13 protein-coding genes are annotated in these 23,034 nt (G+C 56.9%); 4 read left to right on the plus strand and 9 right to left on the minus strand.

The window, feature by feature from the left end; all coding sequences use genetic code 11:
- The 6 genes from QGM61_RS07405 to QGM61_RS07430 all read right to left on the minus strand — a co-directional run bounded on the left by QGM61_RS07405 (position 1) and on the right by QGM61_RS07430 (position 12,077).
- Positions 1-2,787: a tetratricopeptide repeat protein gene (locus QGM61_RS07405; protein WP_281132505.1), complete on the minus strand. Its 2,787-nt coding sequence runs from the start codon at positions 2,785-2,787 to the stop codon at positions 1-3.
- Complete coding sequence (locus QGM61_RS07410; RefSeq protein ID WP_281132506.1) at positions 2,774-3,826, minus strand: hypothetical protein; 1,053 nt, start codon at positions 3,824-3,826, stop codon at positions 2,774-2,776. The genes QGM61_RS07405 and QGM61_RS07410 overlap by 14 nt, the downstream gene beginning before the upstream one ends.
- Entirely contained in the window at positions 3,823-6,126 is a 2,304-nt protein-coding gene (locus QGM61_RS07415; protein ID WP_281132507.1) for a hypothetical protein, read from the minus strand. The genes QGM61_RS07410 and QGM61_RS07415 overlap by 4 nt, the downstream gene beginning before the upstream one ends.
- Positions 6,127-6,129: 3 nt before the next feature.
- The gene (locus QGM61_RS07420; protein WP_281132508.1) at positions 6,130-9,717 is read right to left on the minus strand and encodes a DUF4175 family protein; all 3,588 of its coding nucleotides are present in this window, start codon (positions 9,715-9,717) and stop codon (positions 6,130-6,132) included.
- Positions 9,718-9,834: 117 nt separating this feature from the next.
- Positions 9,835-10,443 (minus strand): NUDIX hydrolase, encoded by a 609-nt coding sequence (locus QGM61_RS07425; RefSeq protein ID WP_237133587.1) that lies wholly within the window; start codon positions 10,441-10,443, stop codon positions 9,835-9,837.
- 77 nt (positions 10,444-10,520) lie between these two features.
- On the minus strand, positions 10,521-12,077 hold the full coding sequence (locus QGM61_RS07430) for a class I adenylate-forming enzyme family protein (RefSeq protein WP_281132509.1): 1,557 nt from the start codon (positions 12,075-12,077) through the stop codon (positions 10,521-10,523).
- A 110-nt stretch (positions 12,078-12,187) separates the two neighbouring features.
- Between QGM61_RS07430 and QGM61_RS07435 the strand changes: the two genes are divergently transcribed.
- Both QGM61_RS07435 and QGM61_RS07440 read left to right on the plus strand, forming a co-directional pair.
- Positions 12,188-13,375 (plus strand): DUF3524 domain-containing protein, encoded by a 1,188-nt coding sequence (locus QGM61_RS07435; RefSeq protein ID WP_281132559.1) that lies wholly within the window; start codon positions 12,188-12,190, stop codon positions 13,373-13,375.
- Positions 13,376-13,440: 65 nt separating this feature from the next.
- Entirely contained in the window at positions 13,441-14,505 is a 1,065-nt protein-coding gene (locus QGM61_RS07440) for a lytic transglycosylase domain-containing protein (RefSeq protein ID WP_281132510.1), read from the plus strand.
- Here the strand turns inward: QGM61_RS07440 and QGM61_RS07445 are convergent, their stop codons facing one another.
- On the minus strand, positions 14,506-16,743 hold the full coding sequence (locus tag QGM61_RS07445; protein WP_281132511.1) for a LysM peptidoglycan-binding domain-containing protein: 2,238 nt from the start codon (positions 16,741-16,743) through the stop codon (positions 14,506-14,508).
- A 195-nt stretch (positions 16,744-16,938) separates the two neighbouring features.
- Between QGM61_RS07445 and panP the strand changes: the two genes are divergently transcribed.
- The gene (panP, locus tag QGM61_RS07450; protein WP_281132512.1) at positions 16,939-18,606 is read left to right on the plus strand and encodes a pyridoxal-dependent aspartate 1-decarboxylase PanP; all 1,668 of its coding nucleotides are present in this window, start codon (positions 16,939-16,941) and stop codon (positions 18,604-18,606) included.
- A gap of 114 nt (positions 18,607-18,720) precedes the next feature.
- On the opposite strand, the gene oadA is transcribed toward panP, so the two are convergent.
- Both oadA and QGM61_RS07460 read right to left on the minus strand, forming a co-directional pair.
- The gene (gene oadA, locus QGM61_RS07455) at positions 18,721-20,520 is read right to left on the minus strand and encodes a sodium-extruding oxaloacetate decarboxylase subunit alpha (RefSeq protein ID WP_281132513.1); all 1,800 of its coding nucleotides are present in this window, start codon (positions 20,518-20,520) and stop codon (positions 18,721-18,723) included.
- Positions 20,521-20,546: 26 nt separating this feature from the next.
- Entirely contained in the window at positions 20,547-21,962 is a 1,416-nt protein-coding gene (locus tag QGM61_RS07460; protein WP_237133580.1) for an acetyl-CoA carboxylase biotin carboxylase subunit, read from the minus strand.
- 133 nt (positions 21,963-22,095) lie between these two features.
- Here QGM61_RS07460 and QGM61_RS07465 point away from each other — a divergent pair, with 133 nt between their 5' ends.
- Positions 22,096-23,034: a LysR family transcriptional regulator gene (locus QGM61_RS07465; protein ID WP_281132514.1), complete on the plus strand. Its 939-nt coding sequence runs from the start codon at positions 22,096-22,098 to the stop codon at positions 23,032-23,034.

The following is a 23,034-nucleotide window of genomic DNA, read 5'->3' on the forward strand; positions in this document are numbered from 1 at the left end:
CTACTCACCTCCCCGGCCAACAGCGCGCAGCAGTATCTGCTGCGCACGTACATAACCGGGCGCTGTTTCAAGTGCTCGCAACACACTCTGGCGAGCTTCCTCAGTCTGGTTGTTTTCCAAATAGGCCTGCGCCAGATTGGTTCTAGCGGCAACCGGATCAGTCTGATCAAGTTCCAGCAGAACTTCGTATTCCTGGACCGCAGTGGCAGTATCACCCAGTGCCGATGCCAGTTCGGCATTGACCTGATGAATCTCGGGGCGATACGGGTTTACTGACAGCGCACGCTCTATGTAATACCCGGCACGTTCCAGATTACCGTTTTCAAGTGCGACATTGGCCAGTTTCAATGGCGATGCAAAGTCATGCTGGCTGTTTTCAAGCATGACTTCCAGCCAGTACAGCTGCTGATTGGTATCACCTCTTGCTTCGTAAACCTGTGACAGCACAAGTGGGGGACTTGGGTAGCCCGAATAATCGGGCAGGATTTCATGGGCGATGACCAGATGCTCAATCGCCTCATCCCATGCCTCTTCGCGAAACTGTACGATTCCCAGTTGCAGATGGGCCTGAAAGTCGCGCGGCTGACGCTGCACCCGTCCTTCCATGTACTCCTTCAAAGATTGATTGTTGTACAGCTCGGCAAGCACCGCGCTGCTGTTTTCACGGCGCCCGTGACCATGTGCCGCGCCATCGTCAGGGCTGTCTTCACTGTGCACGTAAACGTTGATCGATTCCACTCTGGCCTGCAACCAGGCCTGGAAGCCCTCATCAAAGCTTGCCATGTCCATATTGAACACAGCCTCAAACATTTCAGCCTCGGGTTTGGCCTCGGCATACTGATGAATCAGGGCCAGCAGACTCTCGAAACCGAAGGCTTCGGCGATGTATTCCACCACCAGATAGGATTGATAGTAGGCGAAGTTCAGATCGGCATTGCTCCCTGCCGAGGTGAACGCATTGTTGAGCTCTGCGACTGGTGCAACGCGCTGCTGTTGCACCGCCCTGACCAGATCAAGCCCCTGGCGGCGGCCCCACTCTGGTCGGCCGAGCCTCTCCTCCCAGGTTGAGATACCTTCAGACAGCCAGCGCGGCATCCGGTTGCTGGTCATCTGCAGCGTCCACACGTGGACCAGTTCGTGCCAGACAATTTCCTGCCAGTTGGCACTCAGGGTATCTGGTGAAATCAGTGTGATCACTTTACCAAAACAGATGCCGACCAGCGGCCCGATATCGGGGAGTCCGACGGAACGCACCGCAAAATCCTCGGTACGTTCGAAGACCTGGATGACGACCGGCACCTCGGGCTCGAACTGGTATTTGGCCACCAGCCGGTCCCAGCTTTCCTCAAGCAGCGGCGCCATGTACGGCCACAGGATCTGCGCATCGCGCGAACTCATGTTTACGCGGAAATGCTCTGTCTCCAGCGTTTCGTACTCTTCCAGCACATCAAATACCTGCAGCATGTTTGATGTGAGCACGTTGAACGGATCATTATCAAAGGCACTTTCCAGATGGCCTTTACCCTCTGCTTCCTCGCCGAGTCGAACCAGGTTGCCACCCAGCACGGTATGCGCAAACCAGTTCTGCGGATCGCTGTCTATTGCCAGCCTTGCATATTCAACCGCTTCCTCGAATCGATAGTTATTGCCCAGGAACTCGGCCGCCAACGCATAGAACATGGAATTGTCCGGGCTGAAACTGTTGATTGCGGCGCGCTGGGCAGCCAGTGCAGCCTCGTCATCATTCATGACAGCCAGCGCCGCCAGTATCGCCCGTGCAGGAATGGACTCAGGATTGATGCCGATCGCCTGCTCCAGCATGCGAACGCCTTCTTCGCGCTGATTGTTACGTATCAGTATCAGTCCGAATGTGTGCAGCGCCTCGCTGTCGCGAACATTGACATCCAGTGCACGTGAGAGGTTCAGCTCCGGTGAGGTGATTCGCCCCATGCCAACCAGCGCCGGTGTGTAGCGGGGATTTATATCCAGCACCTGCTGATAGTTGCGACGGGCATCCTCGTCATTAAATTTGTCCTGGAACAGATCACCCCACAGCGCCAGTGCTTCGAGGTTGTTGTCGTCCAGACGCACGGCCTCGTTAAAAAGTGCGTTGGCGTCATGGAATTCACCGAGTTGCCAGGCAGCCAGTGCCACCATCCCGACATCTGAGGACTCAAAGACACTGCCACTGTCGTAACGCGCCAGCGCGGCATTAAACTGCTCCTGCGCCGCCAAGCGATCGCCACGCAGCGACAACACCATGCCGTGCTGCACCAGGGACCGCACAGGTGGTGTAGTCAGCTGCTGTGTTACTTCAGTCAGCAAGGTGTTTGCCTGTTCCGAACGTCCGGTACGCACATAAATCTCAGCCAGCGCTGTGGCCACTTCGGGCGTGTCAGCAGCGGCGCGCATGACATCCTGCAGCACATCCACGGCACGATCGTACTGTCCGGTTTCGACATGTGCGCGGGCGAGTGCCAGGGCGGCCGACTCCTGATAAAAATCGTCGCGAACGGAGCCAAGAACCTCCATCGCAGCCAGGTAGGATCCGCGCAGCAGCAGCTGCTGCCCGCGTTCAAGATTTTCCAGGTCAGTCGGCTGGGTCTGCGCATACGCTGCTGGTGCCAGATGAACAACCACACCCGCCAGATTAAGTCTGTCCGTTACCAGCGGCGAGGCCAGCATTGCCAGCATCAGGGAGGCAGTGATCGGACGTCGCATCCTCATCGCAGCGACGCGTCTGGATTTTCTGATCTTTACGTGGCCAATCGATTCAGGGCAATGCATTGTAATCCCTCGTTTGTAACGCCAGGTCAATTAACAGGGCTTCCAGCCGGCTCCAGTAGTCTTCCTCCAGGTAGTTGCTCTTCTGATTGCGAAGAATGAAAATCTCTCGCTCCAGACGCTGAATATCTGCCAGTATTTCCCGCGCGCCAGGTGAGGTTTTGACCTCATCCGGCCTGACAATATCGATATACGCGATTTCCGCCAGCAGGCCATCAGACTCGTTTCGACCAGGCTCCCGACTGAACAGACCATCACCGGTATCATCCAGGACGGCATTTTCAGTGGGTAATCTGCCCTGTTCGCTGTACCACTCGGCCGTCTGACTGCTCGCAAAATTGAAGGCTTCCAGAATTGACAGTCGACCATTGCGATCCAGATCCGCCTGTCGCCCCTGCATGGCCTCTATAAAAAAGCCGCCGAACACCGGGTCATAACGTTCTGCTGCAGACCGGGTCGCCGACACGATGACACGACCGTTGGCTGCCAGCTCGCGTGAAAACTCAAAGCTTGCACTTGTCGTATTGACCACAACGATATCCTGACCCTCAAAAGCTTCAAGCATCTGCGCCAGATCGCTGCCCGTCATGTCAGGACCGACGTTGTTGAATTTGGCCTCACCAAACCGGCTTGAGCCGTGACCAATCAAAAACAGTGTCAGCTGATCACCCTGAGCCATCTGCTGGCCCAGCTGATCAAGGGCACTGCGGATATCCTCGAGCTCAGAGCTGCCATCAACCAAAGGTGCCAGCTCGCCTACGTTATTGCCATCATCCATCAACAGCGTAGTGTGGGAATCCGGATAACCGTAGTCGTCACGCAGAGACCGGTACAGGTCTGCAGTCCAGCTGCGAAACTGTTCCCGGCTCTCCGGCGTGGCAGCCGCTCCGGTAATGATCACCGCGAACTTTTCAGTATCTACTGCCTGACTGAACCATGGCGTCTCGCCGTCTGTTGCAACATCCTGTGCCATGACTAAAGCCGCAGATGAGAAAACACTCAGCGCAAAAACCAGTCTGCCAATTACGCTTAGAGCAATCATGACAACCCCCGGTAACGTCTGGCCATCCAGTCGGCACACATCAATGCGATCAGCAACAGAAGGAAGCCTGGCCGGTCCCACAGGTCTTCCTCAACCTGTTGAGAATACGCACCAGGGCTGCGTTCAATATCGCCTACCAGCTGGTTGATTTCACCCAGATCGTAATACCGACCGCCACTGCTTTCCGCGATGCGACCCAGCAGACCGTCGTCACGGGCTGCATTGTTGTATTCGCGCAGCGACGGAGTAACCACAAATGCTGCCGGTTTTTCGTCATCGATTCTTGCCGCCGCAGTGCTGCTGACATCTACCAGCGTGTTGTAAACGCCTTCGTCTTCCACCAGGAAACGGCTGCGGTAGACGCCGTCTTCATCGATATCCCACTCCATCGCAATATCACTGACTTCGCCCTGCGGGTCGGTGCGCTGCAGCCACAGCGACGCGTTATTGTCCGGCTCAAAGCGTTCATCACGAACTTCAACCGAAACGGTAACTTCATCACCGACATTGTAAAATGGCTTATCAAAGTTCACGGTAACGCGTTCCATCGCTCCCTGCGCCAGCCAGCGCAGTATCTGTCGCCAGACACGCTCGTGCGATTCATCTTCTGCCGGCATCAGCATCTGCCAGCGCCAGGTGCTGGCTGTGGTAATCGCCATGCTGCGACCGCTGCCATAACGCTGCGTGGCCATGACCGGCAGCGCCTGATCCTGAAACTGCACCGATGGGTGTTCCATCAGGACGGTGGCGCCCGGTTTGGCGCGGCCGGTCACATAGATACCCTGCAATTGCGGCAAGGCCGACCAGGCATTGCGATTCTCACTGTCATCAGCGCCCAGACGCAGAAGCGGGGAGAATTCACCGGGCGTGGTCAGGCGAGGTGTAAACATTTCGCCGGTAGCATGGCTGCCTCGCCGTACACCACCCTGCAGGTAGCCGGGAAGAGCGGACAGCCGTACCGGCGTGACCGGCAGGATGTCAGCCAGCGCCGTGTCAACAAAGGCATCATCCAGCATGCCGCTCACCAGCAGTCCGCCACCGCGCTCTGCCACAAAATCCTGCAGCAGCGTCAACTGCTCCGCACTGAGAAAGTCCGGATCAATGTCACCTATCACCACCGCCTGATACTGATAGAGGTCTTCTGCAGTGGCAGGGAACCCGTCGTTCAGCTCCAGCGGTGTATTGATACCCTGTCGGTAGAACCTGCCAGGCCCGGTCTGCAGATAGGAGGCCAGACGCAGGCTTTCGTCACCTTCGGCAGCCCGCCTGATGAACTTGAACTCATTACGTGGATGGCCCTCAACATAAAGAATATTCAGTGGCGGGCGCTCGCTGTTGTCGACCAGAAACTGATAGCGGTTATTCTGGGCAATCAGCTCTCCATCAAGAGTTTCAACTTCAAGTTCGTAGAGAATCGGCTCCCGGCGCTCCGGTTCCAGTTCCAGCTCGTAGCGGCTGCTGCCACCATTAGCGCCGAGTGTCACATTTCGAGTAAGCACTTCAGTCTCACCATCGAGAACCCGCAGCTGAACCTGACGCCCTTCATAACCCTGCTGCTGCAGCGTAACCTGTACATCAAAAATGCTGTTATCCAGAATCGTACTGGCGGCTGCAACATCAGTGATGGCGACATCCTGCTGAATTTCAGGCTGACCCACACCGACCGTAAAAATGGGCACCTGACGTGCCGCGAATTCGCGCGCCTGCGCCAGCACATCGGCACCAGAATTGTCGGCACCATCGCTGATCAGTACAACGCCACTCAATGGCAGTCCGCCCAGCTGATTGCGCAGTTGCTGCAATGCCTGGCCGGGATCAGACAGATTGCCGCTTGCCTGCAGTTCCTCTGCCGTGTCCAGCCTGCTCAATGCATTGTTGAACGCGAATGTCCGCAGTTGATAACGCTCCGCCAACGGCGGAAGTATCCCGTTATCAGCAAACAACGCCTGCTGCACGGCTTCGGCTCGTGACTGGCCATTCCCCACATCATTGATCTGCATGCTCTGGCTGTCATCAATCAGAACGGCCAGGTAAGTCTCCTGTGGATTGACTTCCCAGGTGGTTATTACCGGACGCAGCAGCATCAGCAGCAGGAGCAGCAGGACGGCCGATCGCAGGGTGATGAGCAGGGCCTTCCAGCGAGGGCTGACCGGCCGTGTAGTGCGCCGGTACAGCAGCCAGACGATTGCCGGCACAAGCAGTATCAGAATGGCTGTAACCAGCGGGTGCGGGCTGTTAGCGAAGGAGAACTGCCCGTCTGCAATAGCCTCAAGTGCATATGGATCTACAAAGAAACTCATCGTTTAGGGCGTCGCGCTCCGATTCTCGGACAGCGCCCGGTAGTAGTCTTCCACCAGCTGTCGATATTCCTCAGGGATATCCTCTTCGGATACGGTATACAGGCGGCGCGTGATGCGGGCGAGTTCAGCGCGCGCACGCAGATCACTTTCCAGTTCAATCAGTGGTTGCAGAACACCCTGCAGAAGCTCGGGCTGATTCATGAATGCTTCCAGCGACTGACTGGTAATCTCGGTACTGATTGAGCGGGCGTTACCCCAGAGTGCCGCTTCACCTTCCGCTGGAATACGTCCGATACCCCGCTGATCGCCAGGATCGACCTGACTGGCGGCACCACCCGGTTGAGCCTGGTTGCCAGGGTTGCCCTGCTGGCCGCGCTGAGCAAGCTGACCACGTGAGGGCTGGCCTTCGCCGGCCTGCTGCTCGCCAGCCTGCGACAGCTGCTGATCGAGTTGCTGCGCCAGTTGCTGGGAGCGCGCCAGTCTCTCCCGCATCTGCCCGATTGACTCCTGCCGGCCATTACTGATCTGCTCCTGCAGCGCCTCGAGCTCGCGCCGCAGCGCGCTGGCGTCAGCGGCGGCCTGATTGATAGGATCAGCATCCGTCTGCTGGGCAAGCTGATTACCCGGCTCCAGACCCTGCAGGTCGCGGCTAAGATCAGCGAGCGCTTCCGCAATGTCCTGCTCAATATCAACCGCCAGATTGACCATGCCATTGCGCAGCACACGATTACTGGTGTCCATCTGCTCACGTAGAGGCCGCAGCGCACGTGTGGCTTCCTGTGCCTGCGCCAGCGTCTGCTGCTCGTCATTGCCCGCCCGCGCGATGACGGCACGCAACATGCGATCGATCTCTTCCAGCTCCTGACGTAGACGCTGCTGCTGTTCTGTCAGCTCCTGCAGGCCTTCATCATTGGCAGCCGACTGTCGCGACTGACCGAGGCCCTGCTCGCGACTCAGGTCTTCCAGCGACTGCTGCAACTGTCGCTGCTGCTGCTGAAGCTGTTGTCCACGCTGCGCCAGATCCTGTACCAGCTGATTCGGTGACTGCTGAGACTGCTGTGCCAGCTGCCTTTGCTGTTCACGAAGACTGTCCAGGGCACGTTGACTGCGGGCGGCTGCCTGCGCTGGCGTTTCGGCCTGCGCTGCTTCCTGCATCTGTTCAATCGTGCGCTGCATCTGCTCAAGCTGCTGACTGCTGCCGCCAGCCTGAGCCTGACTGTTCTGCTGTCCCTGACTCATCTGTTGCCGGCGTGACATCTGCTGCTGCAGCTGCGCCAGCTCATTACTGATCTGCTCCTGATCTCGACGCAGCCGCTCAAGTTCACGCCGACGCTGCTCTTCATCCATCTCTTCCAGACGTCGGGCCAGGTTTCGCTGGGCCCGAGTCAGTCCTTCCTGGCGTCTGGCAAGCTCTTCCAGCCGGCTGGCCTCTTCGGTGTTCTGACCACCCTGACTGGCCTGACGTGGGGTTTCGTAACGATTTTCGTTCTGCCCCATTTCCATATCAAACAGTTCACGCAGGTCCTGACGTTCCTGCTGGCTGCCACCGCCTCCGCCACCACCGGCCTGCTGCTGAAAGCTGACATCGGTCTGATTGATTTCTGCCTCGGCACGCAGCACATACTGCAGCGCCTGTTGTTCAGGTGTCATGGCCTGAGTTAGCGCCAGCTGGTCGAGATCTGCGGCAGCGGCTTCCATCTGCTCGATGGCACGCTGCAGGTAGGTCACTGCATTGCCGTAGCTGTCATCGGCAAAGTTGACACGCTCTGACAGGCGGTCAATGGACATCTGAGCCCGTTCCGAAGCATCTCGCTGGGACTCGGCAATCACAGCGACATCGTCGCTGAACTGTTGCTGATCCATATTAAGCTGCTGCTGCCGAAGGCGCCAGGTCGCCGCAATGATGTCTTTCTGTAATGTCACCAGCGCACTGCCGGTGTCACCACCGCCACCACCACCGCCGCCGCCCTGCTGTCCACCACTGGCACGACGGAACTCCTGATCAGTTGGAACCACCTGCAGGAAGTAGATGTCAGACACAACTTCCTGCGGCCCTCTGAGGCCGTTATTGTCAGCCACGGTGAGGTAGTAACTGACAAAGTCGCCCGGGCTGACAACCAGGTCTTCCATGTAGATCATCTGGTTACCGGTCACATTGCGGGTGCGCTCTTCTGGCAGGAAATCGATGGCCACCTCATCAGAGCCGATCACGCTGTAATGCAGCGTAAAATCACTCAGTCCGTAGTCATCAGTAGCCTCTACCTGAAGAATCACTTCCTCCAGTGGCATCACATCCTGGTCGCGGCCCGGACTGTGTAAAGCCAGTTCCGGAGGCTCATCAGGTATGGTTCGCAAGTAGTAGATGTCGGCGTCTTCGGTCTGCAGCTGCTCAAAATCGGTTGCCAGGACACGGTAGGAACGATCCTGCTCGGCAATCAGGGTGACCTGGCCACGATCGCCATCAACAGTGACCGGTATGCGCGTGTCATCCTCAAATACCAGGTCAGCCTGTGAGACTGCCTTATTAAACATGATGTCGAGCGTCAGGGAAGTGCCTTCTGGCACAACAAAGTCACCACTGTCGGTTTCCTGGTAGTCGTCTATGCCTGTGTATTCCGGAAAGTCGTAAGCCACATCAATCTGTTCGGCCTGTGGGAGGTCATAGAGCGTAATGCGGTACTCGCGGCTCCGTTCATCATCACCCTCGCCCACGCTGACGTAATAAACGAGATCCTCTTCCACAGCCGGCAGGTAGTAGCTGAATGCCGCGCCGTTGCTACCGCTACCGTCACGCTGCATATTGGCGTCGTACCAGTTGACATGGTCGGAGCGCATACGCAACCGCACATCATCGGGTATGGCGTTTTCGATACGGACTTCGATGGTCGCGGCCCGGCCGCGTTGCATGCTGATGTCACCCGGTTCCACCGAGATGACCATGTCGGCTGGCTCGACCACAGGTTCGGGCACTGGCGCCAGCGCGAGCTCCGGACCGGCACGGAATGGCCACAGGAGTGACGAACCGGCACGCCACAGTGCGTCTGAGGCGGTAAGCAGAACTACAAGTGTCAGAATGGCGCCACCAGCCACCGATAATGGCAACCACGGCATGCGATTGTCAGCATCCTCAAGCAGTCGTTGCTGCTGGGCGCCCAACTGGGTATCCGCATCATCCCAAAGCTGCTGGACGAACTGCTGCGAAACACCGCGTTGCTCCACGCTGTCGGGATCGGATGAAAATTCAAGTGAGGTGAGAAGTCGCTGTTCAAGATCGGGCAAGCGCGATTCAACATAGCCCGCGAGCTGACGATCGTCCTGCCGCAGTTGTGCAAGCGTGCGCAGGTAACGCCAGACCAGCACCCCAGCAATTGCAACGAAGGCCAGAAACAGCACGGCATCGAGGCCACGCCCGCCAGACAGCGACACACTGAGTGTGGACAAACCCAAAAATGCAGCAATCAGGGCGATGGCGACCAGGCTGGTCTGCTTGAGTATCAGCAGCCGCTGGCGGCGTTTACGAACACCGGCCAGCGCGGCTCTGAGTTTGATGACACTGGCTGAATCCGGTTTGACAGTCTCGGGACGGCTCATATGCGACTCGGTTAATTCTTCTTTCGGATCTGCTTCAACTATCCCATTAACGGACCGGGCAAAGCAAGGGAATCTGACACGCTGCAAGGTTCACTTATCGGGTACGCTCAAGCGGCGTCAACGGATGCTGCAGATACCCTCAACCGGCCGATAATGCGCAGAGTCTTCCGGAAAAACATGAATATCAGCAGTGGACATGGCATGGCACAGGGACTTCAGCGACTTAAAGCCTGCGATACTCTGAAGTGTATGTGCGGTGGGTGGAGGCAGGCGAATTTCACCACTTGCGTGACGAGCCAGCGCCAGGTCTGGACGTATCCACTGATAGTCGTGTATTTCCTGCTGGTCAACAACGATGTCCACCGCTTCATTCAGTGGACACAGGAAAAACCAGGTAGCGAATCGCCGCGACATACCCTGCGGAGTGGTCCAGTGAGCGATATGGATGAGCTCGCCCGGCGAGATACAGATACCGGCCTCCTCCTCAGTTTCACGCACCGCGGCCTTGATGGCCGCCAGGTACTCTACGTGGGAAGCAGGCAGATCCGCGCGATCGGGCGGGTAATCGCAGTCATCGACTCTACCGCCCGGGAACACCCAGGCTCCGCCCTCAAATACAAGCTTTGAGTTGCGAAGCAGCAGCAGCGTCTCCAGCCCTGAAGTGCCGGATGTCTGGGCCTGTTCCCGTACCAGCACTACGGTGCTGGCCAGACTCGGGGACATCATGTGTGTTGCACCAATTTTGTGCGCATTACACATTTTTAACGGAAAGCCACTCCGCTGGCAAGTTCCTATTTGTGGCACTATTTGAGTTTGTGTTTCAACACTTTGCCGGACGGTGCAGTCGGTAACGACTCAACGAAATGAATGATGCCTGGCCGTTTGTACGCCGTCAGTCTGGGCTTGATAAAAGCGCGCAGTTCCTCTTCGCCCAGCTGGCTGTCGGCAATCCGCTGGATATAAGCAACCACTTCCTCATTGCCGTCGTGCATCTGACCGATCACGGCACATAGCAGTACATCCGGATGCTTGGAAATAACTGCCTCTACTTCCGGAGGGAACACATTAAAGCCGGAATGAATGATCAGTTCCTTGCTGCGCCCGGCGATGTGGACATTGCCGTACTCGTCCAGTCTGACCAGATCGCCCGTATTCAGAAAGCCATCCGCATCTATTGCGGCCCTGGTTGCCTCTGGGTTGCGATAATAGCCTCGCATGACATTCGGGCCACGGACATGCAGCTCTCCAACTTCACCATCGGTGACTGGATTACCGTCCGCACCGATCAAACGTATCTCCAGGCCGGGCAGCGGCTTGCCGACACTGCAGCTGTCCAGGGGCTCATTGAATCTTACCTGGCAGATGGTGGGACCGCTTTCTGTCATGCCGTAACCATTAAGCAGGGGCAGTCCAAACAGCTTTTCGGTTTTCTCCTTGATGGCCGGATCCAGCGGTGCACCGCCACTGTACATAAAACGCAGCGCCGGAATGTCGTCACCGGTAAGGCCCTGCTGACGAACATGATCCACCAGCCGGGCAAACATGGCAGGTACACCAAAAATGCCTGTCACCGACTGCTCACGCATGACCCGCAGGGCCTGGCTGGCGTCAAAGCGGTCAGCCACGATAAGTTCTGCTCCGGCGTAGATCGCGGCCAGAAACACTGCGGACAAGCCAAATACATGGGAAACTGGCAGCACCAGGTAAACCTTGTCGCTGTTGTTCAGACCACGCAGTGCGCCACTTACTGCAGATACAAAAAGTATGTTGCGATGCGTCAACATGACTCCCTTGGGGTCGCCAGTTGTGCCTGTTGTGTAAATGAGGGTAAACACATCGGCCGTATCAGCCGCCGCATCAGGCGCATCGGGCTGATGCTGCAGGATCCCGACAGCGCCACCAGCCAGTTCGCGCTGGGTCTTTTCAGCATCGGTATTCGCAAGCGCCTGCCAATGCTGCAGAGCAGCCGAAGAATCAAGCAGGTACAGTGACAGGCGTGGCTGACAGTGCGTGCGAATCTTTTCTATCTCATCTGCCGCCATCCGCGCGTTGATGACAACCGGCCAGGCACCCACTTCACTCAGGGCCAGAATCACGACCAGCAACGGCACACAGTTCTCGTTGACCAGCACCACCCGATCGCCTGCCACAACACCCAGCGAGGCCAGTTCAAGCACCGTCTTTTCAACCGTGGCCGCGAGCTCTCGATAAGTCAGTTGTCGCCCCAGATGGTCGGTCACTGCCGGCGCATCGGGCCGAAGTCTGGCCTGCGTAAAAAGTGGCGTACTTACTTTAGCTGGCAAGCCTGTCAGCAGCGCTTCTGGCGATTGACCCAGCAGTTGTTCATCATTAGATTGCATGTTCCGTTCCTGTTACGAATCCCTGGATACAACTTATCATCACTCATCTCACATCTGACCCACGACTGGCGAGCACGCTCAGCTCGCTGGCTGGCAAGCGCATACTGCTGCTGAGTGCCTACGATGCCTACAGCCACCAGTTGTGGCGCACGACACTGGTCGACATGTTTCCGCAGATCGATTGGACGGTGCTGAGCCTGCCGCCGCGCTATTTTGCCTGGCGCGTTCGGGGCAATAGTCTGAGCTGGGCATTTAACCACCGTGACCAGTTAACTGACAACTATGACATGGTCCTGGCGACATCGCTGACTGACCTCAGTGCGTTGCGGGGATTCGTGCCGGAACTGGCGCAGCTTCCGGCAATGGTTTACTTCCATGAGAATCAGTTTGCCTATCCAGAAAACCGCGGGCCTAAAGACCGTGGACCGGAAAGCCAGCGGCCTGAAGGTGAGGGAGTAGCCCTTGTGCAGGCACAGTTAACCAGCCTCTACACAGCGCTGTGTGCCGACCAGGTGCTGTTCAACAGCGACTGGAACCGGCGCAGCTTCTTTAGCGGCGCCGGGCAGCTATTGGCCAAATTGCCTGACCATGTACCTGGCAATCTGCTTGCTGAACTGCAGAATAAGTCGCAGGTGCTGGCTGTTCCCCTGGCGGATCAATTGTTCAGGGGGATCCAAAGCACAGCGCAGCAGGAACGGAGCAACGGTGAGCCATTAACCATCGTATGGAACCACCGACATGAATATGACAAAGGTCCGGCCTTGCTGTTGAGCATCGTCAACAGGCTGTGTGACCGGGGTGTCGCCTTCCGGCTGCACCTGCTGGGACAGCGCTTTCGCAGCAGCCCGGCTGAATTTGAAAGCATCAGACGGCGCCTGCAGCAGCACTATCAGGACCATGACATCAGTCCCGGTGTTGACGAATGGGTCAGTGATAGGCAGGCCTACCAGGCTTTGCTGGTACAATCAGATATTGTGCTGTCGACAGCGGAACACGACTTTCAGGGGCTTTCAGTGCTGGAAGCCAGTATCCTGGGTTGCCTGCCTGCAGTGCCCGATGCGCTGGCCTATCCGGAATATTTTGCCAGCCACTTTCGTTATGAAGTTGGTGAGCTCGACCATGACGGCATCGCACTGGCGGCGATGGAGTTGATCCAGCGACTGGCCGTGGAACGGGTGTCTGATTTGCCTGTCCTGCCGCCGGACCTGCAGAGCCTGTCAGCCTCCGCGCTCCGACCAGCCTGGGCCAGTGCATTGCTCGACACCATAAAGCGCCACAAACACAACAACAGTAAATAACTTGTCCACCCTGATCAGCTCAGGATAAAGTTAGGGGCTGTTTCGGTTTTCCCTCAGGAGTCTGCATGTTCGTCAAACCCTCACTTAAAGCTATTTCCCTTGCCGTATGCGTGGCGACCTCCAGCCTGTTGGCCCCTCACGGACTCGCCCAGGAAGTTGCCGAGGCTGACAATGAGGCAGCATTTCAGAGCTGGCTGCTTGAGTTTCGCAGTGAGGCCCTGGAACGGGGTATCAGCGAACAGACGCTTGATGAGGTGCTGCCACAGATTTCGCAGCAGCGTCAGGTCATCCAGCAGGATCGCAATCAGGCCGAGTTTGATAACACCTATTCCCGTTATCTGCAGCGCGTCAATAACAACCGGATTGAAGCCGGTAAAGAGCTGATGGCTGAGCACGGCGATATGATCCGTGAGGTCAGCGCGCACTACGGCGTGCAGTGGCGCTTTGTGGTGGCCATCCTGGGACTGGAAAGCAATTACGGTTCTTTTCCAATCACCGAGCCCCTGTTCAGCGTTATCGCTACCCTCGCCTTTGATGGTCGGCGCGGCGACATGTTTCGCAATGAATTGATCGCCGCTCTGCAGATTATCGAAAACGGTTATGCGACGGTTGATATGATGAAAAGCTCATGGGCTGGAGCGCTAGGCATCGTTCAGTTCACACCCAGCAGTTTTTTGCGCCTGGCGGTTGATCATGATGGCGATGGTCGAATCGACCTCTGGACCATGGGGCCGGACGTGATTGCCTCGGTGGCCAATTACCTGGCCTCTTTTGGGTGGCGTGAGGATCAGACCTGGGGACGTGAAGTCAGTCTGCCGCCCGGTGGTGAACAGTCTCTGGCGGCGCCTCAGAGTGCCGGCATGACACCCGATGCGACCTGTCGCTCGTTCCGCACGATGGGGGCATGGCGCCCTCTGGAAGACTGGCAGCAATTGGGAGTGCGCCGCAGTGACGGCAGTGACCTGCCTACCCGCAATCTGCCGGCAGCCCTGCTGCTGGGGGACGAAGGCGATGACAAGGGCTACCTGGTTTACCGCAACTTCTGCTCAATCATGCGTTACAACCCGGCATTTCGTTATGCCCTGTCGGTCAGCCTGCTGGCCGATGAAATTGCCGATATTTCCAACTGATCACACGTCGTTTACCGGCTCAACAACCGGGAACACGATTGTCTGACCAACCCGGACGCGACTGAAGTCCAGCTCCGGGTTGTACTGGCGCAGCAGCCACAAGGGTACTGAGTAACGCTGACGGGCCAGGGTATCAATATTCTCATTGGCGGCCAGTTGATGCTGCTCCAGATCCTGAATACGGTGGTTGCGGAAAAAGTTCTGCTGCTGATCAATGTGGAACTGGCGGCGACGAAGTTCAAACTCGTCGCGGCTGACCTCTGACAGATCCACTACCAGACGCTGACCGACGATCAGTGGCTGATCGAAACGCATGTTGTTGGCATTGCGAAGATCCTGCGTACGCACGCCCAGCCATTCTGCGTAATGACCCAGTGTCTCCGAAGCGTGTACTTCGATGGTACGGTTCTCCGCAACTGAATAGTCGTTGGGGTCAGCCGCCAGCGCCTGTGCTGCCAGCTCATTACGCTCGGCAGGGCTTTCAATAATCTCCACTGCCAGCTGGCTGGCATTTACTGCCGACATGGGCTGTTCAGCCATGGCCACTTCTGCGGGCGCCGGGGGCCCAAAAAACTCACCAGTGGGTGGCTGGCGTTCCGGAATTTGCGTGGATTCGGCTGATGCCAGTGATTCGCTGATATCTGCATCTGCCGGCGTCTGTTCCGGCACCGTGTAAGATGCGGCAATCAGCTCGGGCTCATCGCCCAGAGGCATTTGCAGAGACTGCCCCGCGTAAATGCGGTCTACGCTGTCGAGGCCGTTCAGGCGCATGATGTCGACGGCGGAGACACCGTGCTGATCAGCAATTCGGGACAGTGTGTCGCCGGAGCGGACGACATAGCGGCCATCTGCCGCGATCGGCAAAGGTTCGTCTTCCGATGCCAGCGTCTGGGTGACCATCTGGGTGTCATGCGGCAACAACAGCGTTTCACCTACCCGGATCTGATGCTGGTTCTGCAACTGATTCAGACGGACCAGCTCACCCACTGACGTATCAAAACGGGAGGCGATGACTGACAGGCTGTCGCCACGCTGCACCACATAGTTAACGTCGGGAGTCTGGTAGGCATAGAGCTGCGTATCGGGTATCGCCGCAATCAGGGTATCCAGATTGCCGCGGATGGAGTCGCTCTGGATCTTGACCGTGTAACCTTTGGGTATGCGCTTGCCGCCCTGCCAGACGACCGGGCGCAGTGCCGGATTATCAAATTTCAGCTGGTCAATCGTTACACCCAGCGACTGCGCCAGCGTGTCGGCCTCAATGTAGGCCTGCAGCTCAAACTCCTGATAGTCAGGCGCTGGATCCAGATGGAGAACGCCGAACAGTGCCTGCGCCTGACGCTCGACATCAAGCACGGCCAGAAACTGGGGGTAGAAGTTGCGCGATGCAAATCCAAACGCCCGCCCCTGGTAGTTGGCAATAATGGTCGCGATGTCATTGGTACCGGTTTCGCGTACCGCCCGGGCCAGACCACCGGCACCATGGTTGTAGGCTGTCAGCGCCAGAGGCCAGCTGCCCAGCAGATTGTAGTTATACTCCAGCAGGCTCATTGCCGCGTAGGTGGCCGTATATGGGTCCATCCGCTCATCGACGACATTGTCGATACGCATGAATCGTTGCCCGGTAGCGCGTATAAACTGCCACATGCCGGCGGCATTGGCGTGTGAATAGGCACCTGGATGGAATGAAGACTCAACATGCGGAAGCGCCGCCAGCTCGACCGGCAGCCCCTTCTCACGAGCTACCTGCTCAATGTGCTCCCGATAGGCGCCAGAGCGGATCAGACCTTCTATGAATCTGTCGGACTGTCCAAGCTGAAAGCGCACATTGTTGGCTGCCTCGGCCAGTGTGGCGTTGTCGACACCGGCCGGCCAGGCATCAAGCACTTCCTGCTGGGTCAGGGTCAGGCCGGTGCGCTTGCCCGAAGCAAGGACTTTCAGATCCTCAACTATGCGGCTGCGGTAACTTTCGATCTCGCGCCGATCGTAATCCACTTTACGGTAGACCACTGACAGATTGCGCGCGTCATGCAGAAATCCGCTCTCCGTGTCCGCCTCAGTATACACGCGGGTCCAGAAACGAATGGCTGGCTCGAGGCCGGCCGGACGCGGCAGTGCATCAGTGCCAGTCTGGGCGGAGACTCGAGAGCTGAGCAGCAGTGTCATCAACAGACCCAATAGCAGCGCGCTGGCCAAACACCGATTTAGAAAGCTTGAGGTTGCACTTGTCACTGACATCGTGTGAAGACTCTTGTTCTGTCTCTCGTTTGATTGGGACTATCGTTATACAGGTCTTCTAAAGACCTGGATTAATTTGCCTGATCTTGCCCGCAGCCATGCAAGCTGTCAACCTCGGCCCGGGTGCCGGGCGGCGTTTCACTTACCGGACATTTGCTCTATACTGCGCACCCCGTTTGCCAATGAGCGTCTACGATGAGCGATAGCAACGAGCTGGCCCAGGCCGGCAGCCGTAAACTGGCCAGGGCAAGTCTGGATTCCCTGTACCGTATCTTTACCGTCCCAGAGGCGCCGGATTCGACGCTTGGACGCATAGATCAGTCTATTTCCCAGAACCTGGCGGGCTTTCTGCAAGAGCACATCGTTGCATCAGAGCGCGACCTGGCAGACATAGAAAAAGATTTCTCTGATCCGCAGATTCCGGAACAGCCGACCTTTGTCTCCGACCAGATCCAGTTTGTTCTGGACAAACTCGTCGCGCAATCCGTCCATATTTCAGCCCCAAGCTTTGTAGGCCATATGGCCTCGGCACTGCCCTATTTCATGCTGCCTCTGTCGCGCATCATGATGGCGCTGAACCAGAACCTGGTAAAAGTCGAGACATCCAAGGCGTTTACCCCCATGGAACGGCAGGTCATCGGCATGATCCACCATCTGGTTTACGGCCGGGATGAGGATTTCTACAGTCAATGGATGCACGACCGGGCTCATGCCCTCGGCAGTTTCTGTTCAGGAGGCACGATTGCCAATCTGACCGCGCTGTGGGCGGCACGCAATAACGTGCTGGCGCCGCGAGAAGGTTTCGCCGGGCTCGGCCAGGAAGGCCTGATGGCCGGTATGCAACATTACGGATACCAGGGTCTGGCCATTCTGGTTTCCGAGCGTGGACACTACTCTCTTGGTAAAGCAGCCGACATCCTGGGTATTGGTCGTCGCTCTCTGATTGCCATCGAAACCGACGCAAATAACCGCATTCGCACTGACCTGTTGGCGAAGAAATGCGACGAGCTGGCGGCCAAAAATATAAAAGTCATGGCGCTGGTTGGTATCGCCGGGGCTTCCGAGACCGGCAGTATCGACCCGCTGGATGCCATGGCAGACGTTGCCGAGGAGCGCGGCATTCACTTTCATGTCGACTCAGCATGGGGCGGCCCGACCCTGTTCTCGACCACTCACCGCCCACTGCTGAAAGGCATCGAACGGGCCGATTCGGTCACTCTGGATGCGCACAAGCAGCTCTACGTACCGATGGGTGCCGGCATCTGTGTGTTCAAGGGACCAAATACACTCAGCAGCGTCGAGCATCATGCCGAGTACATCATCCGCAAGGGCTCCAAGGACCTTGGCAGCCACACAGTAGAAGGCTCACGACCGGGCATGGCCATTCTGGTGCATTCGGGGCTGCATATTATCGGACGTCAGGGCTACGAGCTGCTGATTGATCAGGGCATCAACCGTGCGCGTCAGTTTGCAGACATGATCCGGCGGGAAGCCGATTTTGAACTGATCAGCGAACCTGAGTTGAACATTCTGACCTATCGCTACGTCCCGGCCGACATCCAGAAGGCCTTGCAGGACGCGCCAGCAAGCCTGCGCCAGGAGGTCAATGACAGCCTCAATCTGGTTACCAAGCGTATTCAGAAAATTCAGCGTGGGCTGGGTCGCTCGTTTGTCTCACGCACGCGCCTGAATCCACATCAGCATGGCCGCGACCCTATCATTGTGTTCCGTGCTGTACTGGCGAATCCACTGACAACTGACCAGATTCTCGCGGACATGCTGGAGGAACAAAAAGAAATTGCCCAGATGCCTGAAGTGCAAACGCTACTCAAGCAGACCCGGGCGATGTTCTGTGGCTGCTAATTGCTCCTTGCATTAGCAGCACTTCCGCCTTTATCCTCGGAGAGGGATCCATGGCGGTCGGCTATTAACTGCTCCTTGCATTAGCAGCACTTCCGCCAGACAAAGGCGACCTCCCTAGCCTTCAGTAATTTCTATCAGCACTTCGCCAGGTGTCACACGATCACCTTTGGCGACATGCACTTCTTTCACCGTACCGGAAATTGTCGCGTGGATTTCTGTTTCCATTTTCATGGCTTCGGTGATCAGTACGGCACGGCCGGCCTCAACCTTGTCCCCGACCTGAACCAGCACTTCGACAATATTACCCGGCATGGTGGTCGTTACGTGACCTGGTCGGCTGGCACGCTGACGTGCATCGCCACCCTCTGATACGTAAGCGTTGGTTGGCTGGAACACCACCTCTTCCGGCATGCCATCCAGTGTCAAATAGATACGGCGCTTGCCATCTTCCTGCTTGCCAACACCTGTGACGGCGACCTGGTAGGTTTCACCGTGTACATCAATGATGAATTCGGTGGCAACGCCTTCTTCAACCGTGCGACCACTTTTGGGTTCTGGAAGCAGTTGCTCGGGCTCCAGAGTGCCAGCCTCACGCTGCTCCAGAAACTGTCGACCCAGATCCGGGAACATGGCGTAGGTCAGTACATCTTCTTCAGTTTTTGCGAGTTCACCGATGTCCTTGCGCAGCTTGTCCATCTCGGGCTTGAGCAGATCTGCCGGCCGACCATCGATGATGTCTTCCTTGCCGATCGCGCGGGTCTGCAGCTTCTGGTCCACTTCTGCTGGCGGCTGGCCATAACCACCCTGCAGGTAGCGTTTCACTTCATTGGTGATTGATTTGTAGCGCTCGCCCGTCAGCACATTGAGTACCGCCTGCGTGCCTACAATCTGTGACGTGGGTGTCACCAGCGGCGGATAGCCCAGATCCTTGCGCACACGCGGTATTTCCGCGAACACGTCACGGATACGACTCAGCGCATTCTGTTCTTTCAACTGGTTGGCCAGATTGGACATCATGCCACCCGGCACCTGATTGATCTGAACTGAAATATCCTCGCGCGCAAACTCACTTTCAAACTGATGGTATTTCTTCCTTACTTCACGGAAGTAATCTGCAATTTCAGTCAGCAGCTCAAGGTCCAGCCCGGTGTCCCATTTAGTGCCTTTTAGTGCTGCCACCATTGATTCGGTCGCCGGATGGCTGGTACCCCAGGCAAACGAAGAGATCGCAGTATCGATATGTTCGGCGCCCGCTTCGATCGCTTTCAGCTGACACTGATCAGCCATGCCTGCAGTGGCATGGCTGTGAATAAACAGTGGCAGATCAACAGCGTCTTTAATGGCCTTGACCAGATCATAGGTCGCATAAGGCGTCAGGAGTCCCGCCATATCCTTGATGGCGATAGAGTCGGCACCCATGTCACGCAGCGCCAGTGCCTGCTTAACAAACAGCTCGGCTGTATGAACCGGGCTGGTGGTGTAGCAGATGGTTCCCTGGGCGTGCTTGCCTGATTTTTTGACCGCGCGTATTGCCACTTCCAGATTTCGCAGGTCGTTCAGCGCATCGAATACCCGGAACACATCTATGCCATTGGCCGCCGCTTTTGCGACAAATGCTTCAACCACGTCGTCGGCGTAGTGCCGATAGCCCAGCAGGTTCTGACCACGCAGCAACATCTGCAGGCGCGTGTTGGGCAGAGCCTCACGCAGCTGTCGCAGACGCTCCCAGGGATCTTCTTTCAGGAACCGCACACAGGCGTCAAATGTCGCACCACCCCAGACTTCCAGCGACCAGTAGCCAACCTTGTCCAGTTTTTCGCAGATGGGCAGCATGTCTTCGGTGCGCATACGGGTAGCGATCAGTGACTGATGCGCGTCGCGCAGTATCACATCGCTAACATGAATTTTGCTCATAGGTCTGTCTCCTTGTTCCTGGCGCCTTACACGCCGGCATGTGCAGCAAGTGCTGCCGCAATGGCCAAAGCCACTTCATTGGGGTTACGTTTCTCGGAGTAACTCAGAAGCTGCGGATGCTCCGGCACAAAACTGGTGGTAAATTCTGCACTTCTAAAATCAGGGTCCTGCAATATTTCCTGGTAATAGCGCGCAGTGGTCTTGACCCCCTGCACGCGCATATCCGATAGCGCCCGGGCACCTCTGTTCAGGGCTTCTTCCCAGGTCAGTGCCCAGACAATCAGCTTGAGGCACATGGAATCATAGTACGGAGGAATCGTGTAACCAGTATAAATGGCGGTGTCTGTGCGCACACCAGGACCGCCCGGCGCATAGTAACGCGTGATGCGACCAAAGCTTGGCAGAAAGTTGTTCTTGGGATCCTCGGCATTGATCCTGAACTGCAGGGCAAAGCCTCGGTAGCTGATATCCTCCTGGCGATAACGCAGCGGCAGACCTGAGGCAATCCGTATCTGCTCCTGCACGATATCGACACCGGTAATCTGTTCAGAAATGGTGTGCTCAACCTGCACACGTGTGTTCATTTCCATGAAATAGATTTCGTGACCGGTGACCAGAAACTCAACCGTGCCGGCATTTTCGTAACCGACGGCTTTGCTGGCACGCACCGCCAGCTCACCTACATACTGGCGCTGTTCGGGTGTCAGTTGCGGGCTGGGTGCAATCTCGATCAGCTTCTGGTTGCGGCGCTGTATGGAGCAGTCACGTTCATAGAGGTGAATGACATTACCCTGGCTGTCCGCCAGCACCTGAACCTCGATGTGCTTGGGATCGACGATGCACTTTTCCAGAAATACATCCGCCGACCCGAAAGCCTTGGTCGCTTCTGAAATGACACGTGAGAACTGCTTTTTCAGATCATCAGGCGAATCACAGCGGCGAATGCCGCGGCCACCACCACCAGAGGTCGCTTTCAGCATGACCGGGTAACCAATTTTTTCAGCGACCTGCAGAGCCTCGTCGACATCCGCCAGGTTACCGTCTGAGCCCGGCGTAACTGGAACGTCTGCTTCGATCATGCTGGCTCGTGCGGCAGTTTTGTCACCCATTCTGGCAATCACGTCGGCCGACGGACCAATAAAGCGCACACCGCGTGATTCACAGATTCTGGCAAACTCAGAGTTCTCCGACAGAAAGCCATAACCCGGGTGAATGGCGTCGCAACCGGTCTGGACGGCCAGATTCACAAGCTGACGCGGATCCAGATACCCCGCCAGCGGGTCCTCGCCCACACAATAGGCTTCGTCGGCACGTTTGACGTGCAGGGCGTGCCGGTCAGGTTCGGTGTATACCGCCACGGACCGGATGTTCATCTCGGCACAGGCCCGGACAATCCGGACCGCGATCTCCCCGCGATTGGCGATCAGTATTTTCTTTAGCATGCGCAGTCTCCGCTGGGTGCGTTCATTGCAGGCTGACTAACATAATGCACCTGAAGCAAAAGAAAAAATTGAATTTACTTTTATTTAACATAAGGTTTACCTTATACATAAACTACAGGCGCTTAAAAAACACATGCTTTACACACTGAACCAGCTGATACAGCGACTCACCTTCAGACAACTGCAGGTATTCGATGCGGTTTACACCAAACAAAGCTACAGCCATGCAGCGGTTGAGCTCGGCCTGACCCAGCCAGCTGTCAGCGCCCAGATTCGTCAACTGGAGCATGTCATTGGACAGCCGGTTTTTGAGTACGTTGGCAAAAAGCTGTATGTGACTGCAGCTGGTGAACAGTTAATGAAACACGTTACCTTGCTGTTCGAGAATCTTGGACGCCTGCAAATGGAGCTGGCTGTACTTCAGGGGCAGATCAGGGGCGACCTGAGGATTTCCGCGGTCAGCACCGCCCAGTACGTCGTCCCCTACCTGCTGCAGGGATTTCTTGAGCTTTATCCCCAGGTCGATGTTCAGCTTCAGGTGATAAACCGGGCACAGGCAGTGGAGCGTCTGTCACAGAACCGTGAAGACCTGTTCATCATGGGCATGGTGCCAGAATCGCGAGTCGTTAACCTGCTGCCATTTTTGGACAACCTGCTGGTGCCAGTGGTGCGGGCTGATGACCCAATACTGAAACAACGCAGCCTGCAGACCAAACAGTTCCTCGATGCGGGATTACTGGTGCGTGAGCGCGGCTCGGGCACCCGCCACGCGCTGGAACAGTGGTGCAGCCAGCAACAGCTGCAGTTTCAGCCAAGACTGGAGATGGGGTCCAACGATGCCATCAAGCATGGAGTGCTGGCGGGACTTGGTGTTGCCGTATTGCCGCGCCTGAGCATCAGCGCAGAACTGCGACTGGGCGAGCTGGCGATTCCGGCATTGCCGGGGTTTCCCTTGCGCCGCTCATGGAGCGTCGTATACCCGCGTGGCAAACATCCCACACCGGTCATGCATGCCTTTATGGAATACGTAAAAGCATCGATGCCCGGCCTCGCCAAAACTATTTATGGCTAG

Source organism: Pseudohongiella sp. SYSU M77423 (assembly GCF_029911965.1).
Taxonomy (GTDB): Bacteria; Pseudomonadota; Gammaproteobacteria; order Pseudomonadales; family Pseudohongiellaceae; genus Pseudohongiella.